The sequence below is a fragment of the Roseateles sp. genome (assembly GCF_036486225.1).
GTDB lineage: Bacteria > Pseudomonadota > Gammaproteobacteria > Burkholderiales > Burkholderiaceae_C > Roseateles.
The window spans coordinates 1-9907 of sequence record NZ_DASVNZ010000029.1 but is presented as its reverse complement, the minus strand read 5'-3'; the positions used below and the strand labels follow the sequence as shown (position 1 = coordinate 9907).

At 68.4% G+C, this 9907-nt stretch carries 8 protein-coding genes; 1 reads left to right on the top strand and 7 read right to left on the bottom strand.

The features are described from left to right. Positions 1 to 3545: hypothetical protein (locus tag VF536_RS03000; RefSeq protein WP_331613306.1), on the top strand; the 3545-nt coding region annotated here is incomplete at its 5' end. A gap of 25 nt (positions 3546 to 3570) precedes the next feature. Here the strand turns inward: VF536_RS03000 and VF536_RS02995 are convergent. The 7 genes from VF536_RS02995 to VF536_RS02965 form a co-directional block, all read right to left on the bottom strand. Then, entirely contained in the window at positions 3571 to 4158 is a 588-nt protein-coding gene (locus tag VF536_RS02995; protein ID WP_331613305.1) for a DUF308 domain-containing protein, read from the bottom strand. A 174-nt stretch (positions 4159 to 4332) separates the two neighbouring features. Then, complete coding sequence (gene dnaB / locus VF536_RS02990; RefSeq protein WP_331613304.1) at positions 4333 to 5754, bottom strand: replicative DNA helicase; 1422 nt, start codon at positions 5752 to 5754, stop codon at positions 4333 to 4335. A gap of 198 nt (positions 5755 to 5952) precedes the next feature. Further along, positions 5953 to 6405, bottom strand: a complete 453-nt coding sequence (gene rplI / locus VF536_RS02985) for a 50S ribosomal protein L9 (RefSeq protein ID WP_331613303.1) — start codon at positions 6403 to 6405, stop codon at positions 5953 to 5955. 11 nt (positions 6406 to 6416) lie between these two features. After that, positions 6417 to 6707 (bottom strand): 30S ribosomal protein S18, encoded by a 291-nt coding sequence (gene rpsR, locus VF536_RS02980; RefSeq protein ID WP_067275431.1) that lies wholly within the window; start codon positions 6705 to 6707, stop codon positions 6417 to 6419. Between the two features lie 57 nt (positions 6708 to 6764). After that, positions 6765 to 7049, bottom strand: a complete 285-nt coding sequence (gene priB, locus VF536_RS02975) for a primosomal replication protein N (RefSeq protein ID WP_331613302.1) — start codon at positions 7047 to 7049, stop codon at positions 6765 to 6767. A gap of 68 nt (positions 7050 to 7117) precedes the next feature. Beyond that, complete coding sequence (rpsF, locus tag VF536_RS02970; protein ID WP_067275442.1) at positions 7118 to 7480, bottom strand: 30S ribosomal protein S6; 363 nt, start codon at positions 7478 to 7480, stop codon at positions 7118 to 7120. A gap of 222 nt (positions 7481 to 7702) precedes the next feature. After that, positions 7703 to 9781: a sodium:solute symporter family protein gene (locus tag VF536_RS02965; RefSeq protein ID WP_331613301.1), complete on the bottom strand. Its 2079-nt coding sequence runs from the start codon at positions 9779 to 9781 to the stop codon at positions 7703 to 7705. Positions 9782 to 9907: the final 126 nt, after the last annotated feature.

The window sequence follows — 9907 nt, the reverse complement described above, 5'->3', positions numbered from 1 at the left end:
CAACGGCATCGACGTCATCGACGCTGACGCCCACCGCCGCGGGCAAGAGTCCCTCGACCTCCGGTGCCTTGCAGGGCCTGCCGGCACGCGCGAAGCGCGCCGTGTTCGGTCGCGAAGTGGCATTCAACGCCATCGTGCCCGGCGTCGGCGGCACCGTGGAGCGTCCGGTGCGCGCATCGTTGCCGACGCCGAAGACGCAGGCTCCGACGGACACCACCAGCCAGCTCGCGGCCCTGTCCATCCAGGCGCAAGGCCTGAACGAGCGCTTGCCGCCGCGCACGCCGTCCCCCTGGGATGCGCCGACGCGCTCGACGGGGAACCGGCTCGCCACCACCCTCGTGCCTTGGCTCAAGCCTCGCCCGTTGACCGAGAAGGCCAGCACGCACGCGGACAAGCCGCAACCCGGGAACGCCACGCCCGTGCTGGAGGCCCGCGGCTCGATCACGCAGGCCGTCGCCGGCGGCCTCCAGCCGCTGGCCGCCGAGGTCCAGGCCCGGCAGCAGCTGGTGGACAAGGATCGCTTCGTCCGGCAGCGGCTGGACGACACCAAGGAGGCGCTCTACGGCGCGCGATCGGCGGCGATCGCGCAATTGCGCCAACCCGGCGGCTCAAACGATGCGCACGTCGCGGCGGCGCGCGCCACGCTGCACGCCACCGACGCGGGCGTGTCGGCGGTGCTGCAGGCCTCGATCACGTTGGCGTCGAAGGTCGACACGCCGCCCGACCCGGCCGTCGCCCAGGCGGCGTTCGACGCACGGGAAGCGCAGGCCTTGCAGGTCCAGGCGACGCGACCGCGCGGCTTCGCGCCGGCCGTCGAGAACGCCCGCTTCGGCGCCCTGCTGCTCAAGGCGGTGACCGGCCGCCCCGCCAATCCGTCGGCGGACGCGTTGCCGTCGATCGGGGTCATGGAGATCGCCTCCGAGCTGCTGTCGGTGGTCTGCAAAGGCGACGCCACGCGCGCGCGGGAGGCGCTGGCGGCGCTGCAGTCGCGTCCGACGCGCGACTGGATGCAAGGCGTGGCCGACCTGCCCGATCATCATCCCGATGGCCTGTCCGAGCGTCTTCTCGATGGCCGCGCCGGCCACGAGCCCACGCAGGCGGAATCGGACGTCCGCAACCTGCTGCGCCAGGCGAGCGTGCTGCCGCGCGGCGCGGAGGTGGTACATCTGCTCGGCGATCCGCAAGGCAGCATGCCGGACAGCGAGACGCTGCAGGCCATGCGCAGCTTCTGGTCGGCCGACGCTGCGCAGCGCGTGGAACCGGACGCCGCCGTGCGCCAGTGGCTGGCGGGCGCGAAGCGCGTCGCGCGACAGCCGCCGGCGGACATCGCCGCGGCGTCGTCTTCGCCCGCATCGTCATCAACATCAGCGGGGGCATCGACGTCGGCTGCGCCCGCGTTCACCGGCGCCGAGCGCGCGGCGTACCACGCGGTGCGCAACGGCTGTCTCTCCAACGCCGCCGGCTCGCCCTACGCCCGCCACGATGCCCGCATGAACAAGGCCATCGGTGAGTGGCTGTCGCGCGAGGAGCCGTCGGCATCGTGGTTGCAGCGCGCGGTCACGCCGCACCGGCACAAGACGCCGTTCACACCGGCAGGGCTCAAGCGCGCCACGGCGATCGCCGAGAGCTTCGGCATGACGACGAACCGCAGCCAGGCCGACAGCGGCGTGCGCAAGACTGCTGGAGAGCTGGGTGACTGGGCGCGGTCGGATCTGGCGCGTGACCTGACCGCGGTCGGTGTTTCCGCCCCGGAAGCACAAGCCTTCGCCGCCGCGACGCAGGCGCTGGCCGAGCGGGCCACGCGACAGGGCCAGGGTCATCCGGCGCAATGGCAGTTCAAGGGCAGCGAGGCCGGCGAGCTGCGCGCGGCGGTCTATGGGCTGGAGAACCCCGTGAGCGCGAACAAACCTGCTCGCCTGCACAAGCCCAACCGCGAGCACCCGCTGCCGCCGCTGTTCGAAGAGCTCGCCAGGGACGGCGCGTCGGCGCCGGACGCGCTGCGTGCCGTCATCGACCACGTGAAGCTGACGCTCGCGGAGTCCGCGCCGGCAGAGCGCCAGGGCGCGCTCAGGCACGACGCCGCGATGCACGAAGCGGCCGATGCCGCGCGCCAGAAACGCTTCCAGAGCAAGGAGGACGTGGTGCGCTACTTCGAGCCCATCCTGCTGTCGATGCAGCTGCGCGACAAGGTGAAGCTCTCCGGCGGCGGCGTGGTCGGCGGCGGTCTGCCCTCGCTCCCCTACAGCGTGCCGTCGCCGGTCGTGTCGCCGATCGTCTCGGCCGGCTGGTCTCGCAAGGAGGAGGCCTTCTTCCAGGCCTTCATGCCGATCCTCGGCATGGAGATCTCGCTCGGCAGCACGCGCGCGAGCGGCCCGGAAGCCACCGTCGGCGTGGCCGTCGGCCCGGACCTGCCCGGCGTGGTGAAGGCGCAAGTGAGCGCCACAGAGAAGATGAGCCGCACGCACCAGGAGACCGAGGGCACCATCCTTCGGCTGTTCCGCCAGCGCGGCAAGGACGACGAGCTGCGCAAGGAGATGCTGGGCGTGCTCGACTCCTGGGTACGCTGGGACCAGGTGCATCCGAAGGACGCGCCGCACTACGCCGGTCCGCTGGAAGCGGTGCTGGATCGCCATCCCAAGGTCAGCCTCGGCGAGATCCACGGTCAGAGCCTGACGCGCAGCTTCGTCACCAAGGTCAGCGCCGGCGCCAACCTGAAGCTGGCGGGCGGCGACGGCAACACCTACCGCGTGGGCGTCAGTGCCGGCGCGGCGCTCAAGGCGGAGCGGATCGCCGAATCACGCACCGAGCGCGGCGGCCACATCCAGGTGACCGCGGACAAGGGCGACACTGCGCAGCAGAAGCTGTCGGTCGGTGTCCAGGTCAACACGCTGACGCCCGCCAATCCGTCGGAGGTGAAACTCGGCCAGGACGGGAAGGACGGCTCGATCAGCGGCGGCGGCATGCCGAGCCTGCTCGACGTGAACCGCGACCTGTTCTGGAACCTGGAGAAGAACGCGGTCTCGCCGTTCACGATCGGCGGAAAGCAGGACGCCGACCTGGACCGTCACTTCAGCACGCCGGCGCAGATGCTGCAGAAAGTCCGCGAGAACCGCGACGACTGGATCGCCCGCTGCGTGGAGACGCTGGAACCCGACGCGAGCGGCGAGAAGAACACACGCGCCAACCGCGACAAGGCCGAGTCGCTGCTGAGCGACTTCGAGGCCAAGGTGAAGGGGCTGCCGAAGGACAGCCTCTGCCAGTACAACATCAACTTCTCGATGCGCCCGCAGGCGTCGGCGTGGATCGACACCTTCCGCGCGCTGGAAGGTCTGGCGCAATTGCGCGGCGATGCGCCAGGCGCCGCCGAGGCGCGCGCGAATGCGGACCGCACGATGGCGCAGGATTCGACCTGGCGGCCGCTGATGCTGATCGTGCGGGAGAAGGGCAAGGACCAGCGCACGCTCGGCTGGAACTTCGGCGTGCGGCTGCAGCGCAGCGTCGGCGTGGAAGGCCAGCGCACGGCGGCGCAGTATCCGCCGCCGTGATCGGCCGTGATCGGCCGTGATCGGATCAGGCAGCGGCCTGCTTCCCCCGGCGCGACAGGCTCACGCTCAGCCAGATGCCGGAGATGAGGAAGTACAGCGCGCCGACGCCCGCGTAGCCCGCGACGTTCACGATGGAGGGGACGTCGGCCTTCTGCGCCTGCGCGATGAAGAAGCCGCCGGCCAGCGCGGACTGCGCGCCGCTCAGGACCATCACCCATTGGCCGCCCTGCGATTTCCAGCGGCGCAGCGCCGTGCCGAGCTGCATGAGACCCGACGCGATCGCCCAGACCCCGAAGACGCCGAGCACGGCGTTCATGCCCGCCGTCAGCGCCAGGCACACGGCGAGCGTCGTGAGGCCGCTCGCCCACACGTTGATGCGCTGCGTGCGGTTGGCCTGCAGGCCGCCGCTGGCGTTCGCGTCCACCCAGTTGGCAGCGGCATCCCAGGCGGGATAGAGGACCAGCAATACCGCGGCGATCGCGGGCGACTTGCTGCCGATCACGACCGCAGCGGCCACCCAGACGATGGAGAACAACGCGCGGACCAGCGTGTAGCGCCTGAGCCAGAGGTCCTGCTGGAGGTTGGTGGCGGCGGATGTGGAGGAGGAGGCCATGATGAATTCGGTTCCGGTCGGTTCGATAGCCTCCAGTCTACCAACTAGTTGATTGATTTCAATCCCGAAACTTAGGCTGGCCTGAAACGACCCTCGTTGATCAGATCGTCCTTGTGAAAACGCCCTCGAAGATCGAGGGCGTACGCGGGTCGCGACGACCGCCGGACGCGAGCATCAATACTCGTCGCCGCCCGGGCTCACGTACCCCGGCGCGAGGTTCTCGAACTTGGTGTTCTGTCTCACGAAGGACAGCTTCACCGTGCCCACCGGGCCGTTCCGCTGCTTGGCGATGATGATCTCCGCCACGCCCGGCTCCTTGCACTCGTCCTTGGTGTAGTACTCGTCGCGGTAGATGAACATGATGATGTCCGCATCCTGCTCGATCGCGCCCGACTCGCGCAGGTCGGACATCATCGGCCGCTTGTCCGGCCGCGTTTCCACCGAGCGGTTCAGCTGCGACAGCGCGATCACCGGGCAGCGCAGCTCCTTGGCCAGCGCCTTCAGGCCCCGCGAGATTTCGCCGACCACGGTCGCGCGGTTCTCCTCGCTGCCGCCGCCGTTGCCGCTCATCAGCTGCAGGTAGTCGATGATGATCAGGCCGATCTGGCCCGAGATGCGCGCCTGGCGCCGGGCTCTGGAGCGCACTTCGCTGGGCGACAGGCCCGGGCTCTCGTCGATGTAGATCGGCGCGTTGCCGAGCTTGTCGACGGCCTCGGCCAGCCGGCCCCATTCGTCGTCCTTCAGACGGCCCGTGCGCAGGTTGCTCTGGTCGATGCGGCCGATCGAACCGACCATCCGCAAGGCCAGCTGGGCCGCGCCCATTTCCATCGAGTAGATGATGACCGGCAGGCCTTCGTTGATCGCGACGGCCTCGCCGATGTTGATCGCGAAGGCGGTCTTGCCCATCGACGGCCGCGCCGCCAGGATGATCAGGTCGCCGCGCTGCAGGCCCGCCGTCATGCGGTCCAGGTCGTAGAAGCCGGTGCGCACGCCGGTGACGTCTTCGGCGCCCTGCTCCGCGAGCTCGTTGACGCGGTCCATCAGCTCGACCATCAGCCGGTCCATGCTCTGGAAGCCGGTACCGCCGCGCGAGCCTTCCTCGTTGATGCGGAAGATCTTGCCTTCGGCCTCGTCCAGGATCTCGTTGACCGCGCGGCCGGCGGGATTCAGCGCGGCGGTCGCGATCTCGTCCGAGGTCGCGACCAGCTTGCGCAGGATGGCGCGCTCACGAACGATCTCGGCATAGCGCCGCAGGTTGGCCGCACTCGGCACGCCCTGCGCCAGCGCGTTCAGGTAGGCCAGGCCGCCGCACTCCTCGGCCTTGCCGAGCGAGGTCAGCTCCTCGAACACCGTCACCACGTCCGCCGGCTTGCCGCCGTTGATCAGCTTGCCGATCGCGGCGTAGACCTGCTTGTGCTCGTAGCGGTAGAAATCGGTGTCGCTGAGCGTGTCCGCCGCCTTGTCCCAGGCGGTGTTGTCGATCAGCAGGCCGCCGAGCACGCTCTGCTCGGCTTCCACCGAGTTGGGCGGCACGCGCAGTCGCGCGATCTCGCTGTCGCTGGCACTGGATCCGGGCGTGGTGAAGATCGCGGACATTGTGGACAAGCCTGTGGATGAGCTTTTGATAGCTTGTGGAGCGAGCGGGATAACTCAACCCCCGGAAAAGCAGAAAGCCGACGGCTTCGCAGCTGTCGGCTTTCTTGATGTTGCCCCGATCTTTGCAGGTCGTGTGACCCGCGAATCCGGTGACAACCCCGATGGACGCGCAGAGCGCCCAACGGGTGTGTCGAGCAATTACTCGATCTCGGCGACGACCTTCACGGTCACTTCCACCACCACGTCGGTGTGCGGAGCAACCTGGATCGGGAATTCGCCGACGGTCTTCAGCGGACCGTTGGGCAGACGCACTTGCGACTTGACGATGGCCGTGCCGGCCTTGGTCAGCGCTTCAGCGATGTCGGCGTTGGTCACGGAACCGAACAGGCGACCGTCGACGCCAGCCTTCTGCGAGATCGTCACGGTGTTGCCGTTGATCTTCTCGCCCAGGGCTTGTGCGATGGCCAGCTTCTCGGCGGCGACCTTCTCGAGTTCGGCGCGCTTGGCTTCGAATTCCTTGATGGCCGATTCCGTGGCGCGGCGCGCCTGGCGGGTCGGGATCAGGAAGTTGCGGGCATAGCCGTCCTTGACCTTGACGACGTCGCCGAGGTTACCCAGGTTGGCCACTTTTTCCAGCAGGATGACTTGCATGGGTGGACTCCTTAGACCTTGTGCTGGTCGCTGTACGGCAGCAGGGCCAGGAAGCGGGCGCGCTTGATGCACACCGACAGCTGACGCTGGAAGAAGGCGCGCGTGCCGGTCAGGCGGGCGGGCACGATCTTGCCGTTTTCGCCGACGAAGTCGCGCAGGACGTCAACGTCCTTGTAGTCGATCTGCTCGACACCGGCGACGGTGAAGCGGCAGAAACGCTTGCGACGGAACAGCAGCGATTGTTGGTTGCGCTTGGGCTTGCGGTCCTTAGAGAACCGACCTTTACCACGTGGCGGGGGCATAGTGAACTCCTGCTATCTATCCAGATTTAAACGATCTGCGCGACCTGTCCGTCCCGTTCAGTCCGCGAAGCCGGTGATGTGAAACACCGTGCCCCGCCCCTGTCGCTGTGCCGAGAGAAATCCGGTGAACACCGTCTTCTCCGTCAGGCCCAGCGCCTGGACCCGCTTCACGATTTCACCGATCGCCACCGCCTTGATCTCCATCGCGACCTTGCGCGGGGAGCCGGCTTCGTCGACCGTGGACTCATGCTTGAGCATCAGGTCCAGGGCCGGGAGCCCGGCGGGGGTGTATCGGATCGCCGCGATCTCGAGGATCTGCGCCTGCAGTACCAGTCGGTTCATGCGAGCGGGAAAGATCCGTGAGTCAGCAGGTCAGAAATTCGGGAACGTCAGTTGTCGCGCTTGTCAGCTCAGGCGGACGCTTCTTGCGGGGCCTTGCGGGCTTCTTCGCGCTCGACGGCCTTCATCATCACCGACGGGTTCGTCTCGGCCTTGTCCTTGACGACGGTCAGGTGACGCAGCACGGCGTCGTTGAAGCGGAAACCGGTCTCGATTTCAGCCAGGATTTCCTTGCTGCACTCGATGTTCAGGCACAGGTAATGCGCCTTGGCCAGTTTCTGGATCTGATAGGCCAGCTGACGGCGGCCCCAGTCTTCCACGCGATGAACCTTGCCACCACCGTTGGTGACCAGGCCCTTGTAGCGCTCCAGCATCGCCGGAACTTGTTCGCTTTGATCCGGATGGATCAGCAGAACGATTTCGTAATGACGCATACGAACTCCTTATGGATTTCGACGACCTCCGGCACAGCGCCCTGGGATGTTCCAGGAAACGGCCCTTGGCCTGAAAGCCGGACCCCAGCGTCTACTCGTGGGCCCGGCAAGGGGAATCGAGCATTCTAGACCAGTTTGGACGCCCCGTCCATCTGGCATGAACTTCCTGCCGCGCGTGAGCCGGCAGGAACGCGCCCGGGGCAGGCTCGCAAGTCCTGGCGCTCAGGGCGTGGCGCCCGTGACCCGGGCCTGCAGCGCGCGGGCCGTCGGCGACGGCGGCGGGGTCAGCAGGCTCACCAGGACCAGCGCCGCGATGCCCGCGGGCAAGCCGAACAGTGCCGCCGCCATCGGCTGGATGCCCCACCACAGCTGCGGGTCGCCGCCGATGCCGAGCGCCTGACGCAGGCCCGCGTGCGCGTTCACCATGTAGTACAGCGTCATGCCCAGCCCGGCGAGCATGCCGGCCGCCGCGCCCTGCTTGTTGGCGCGCTTCCAGAAGATGCCCGCCACCAGCGCCGGCACCAGCGTCGATCCCGACAGCGAGAACGCCGCCGACACCAGCAGCAGGATGTCCGCCGGCTTCTGCGCGGCCACGGCGGCGGCGGTGAGCGCGGTCGCCAGCAGCAGCGCCTTGGAGATCGTCACCCGCTGCGTCATCGAGGCGCGCGGGTTCAGGACGCGGTAGTAGACGTCGTGCGAGAGCGCGCTGGAGATCGTCAGCAGCAGCCCGTCCGCCGTCGACAGCGCCGCCGCCAGCGCGCCTGCCGCCACCATCGCGGAGAGCACATACGGCAGCCCCGCGAGCTCGGGCGTCATCAGCATGACGATGTCGCCGCCCAGGCGCAGCTCGCCGAGCTGCAGGATGCCGTCCTGGTTGATGTCCTGGATGTTCAGCAGGCCGGGATCGACCCGCATCCACTGCTTCATCCAGCCGGGAAGCTCCGCGATGGGCGAACCGACCAGGTGATGCAGGACCTCGTGCTTGAGCATCACCGCCAGCGCCGGGGCGAACAGGTAGAGCAGCGCGATGAAGAACAGCGTCCACGCGACGGAGGTCCGCGCCTCGGCCACCGTCGGCACCGTGTAGTAGCGGGTCAGGATGTGCGGCAGCCCGGCGGTGCCCACCATCAGCACCAGCACCAGCGCCAGGAAGTTGCGACGCGCCAACGTGTAGGCCTCCTGCTCGGCCGGCGTGCCGTCGGGATCGCCGGCGAAAGGCTGCGCATGCAGCGGCATGCCGGCGAGCGGCTCGGCGCGCTGGCGATTCGCGGCGACCGCTCGCTGCCACAGGTCGCGGGCCTCGGCCTCGGTGCGCGGCAGCGCGGCGCGCACCTTCTCCGCCGCCTGGATCTGCGCGAGCGGCGCCTCCTCGAACTTCAACTTCGCGATCACCTGCGAGACGCGCTGGCGCTCGGCATCGAGCGAGTGCGGCAGTTCGGCGATGAGCTGTTCGAAGTCCTTGGCGCGCTGCTCATAGAGCCCGCGAACCTGCAGCTCCTTCGGGTCGGTCAGCAGTTCCTGCTCGCGGACGGTGATCTCGCGGACCTCGGTGCCCGCGGTGAACTGCGGCAGCGGCGAGCCGGTCTGAATCGTCGACAGCCACATCACCGGCACGACGTAGGCCACGATCATGATGATGTACTGCGCCACCTGGGTCCACGTCACGGCCCGCATGCCGCCGAGGAAGGAACACACCAGCACGCCACCGAGCCCGACGAACAGGCCGATCTCGAAGGTCAGCCCCGTCAGGCGCGTCGTGATCAGGCCGATCGCATAGATCTGTGCGACCAGATAGATGAAGGACACCAGCACCGCGGCCGCGGCGCCCATCACGCGCAGGCCGCGGCTTTCAAAGCGCGCGCCGAGGAAGTCGGGCACCGTGAAGCCGCCGAAGCGGCGCAGGTAGGGCGCCAGCAGCAGCGCCACCAGGCAGAAGCCGCCCGTCCACCCGAGCACGAACGCCAATCCGCCGTAACCCGCGAGGTACAGGCTGCCCGCCATGCCCAGGAAGCTCGCCGCACTCATCCAGTCGGCGCCCGCGGCCATGCCGTTGTAGAACGCCGGGACGCGGCGGCCGGCGACGTAGTACTCGACCGGGTCAGTGGTCCGGCTGAACACGCCGATGCCGGCGTAGATCAGCACCGTCAGCAGCAGGAACGAGAACCCCAGCCACTGCTTGGGCATGCCCATCCGCTCCAGCACCCCCAGTACACCCACCAGCAGCACGAAGCCGATCGTGTAGGCACCGTAAATGCGGTGAAGCCGGCGGCGGAAGGCGGCGTCTGGCGGGGGAGTCGACATGGGGGCGGATCATCGCCCGCTTGCGGTGCAGGCGCATCCACAACTTCCCCCAAGCGCTGACGGAGACCGCCCACCGGCATCGGCCGGGGCGTTGGCCGCCTGGTCGCAGGGCCCTGGCGTCAAGCG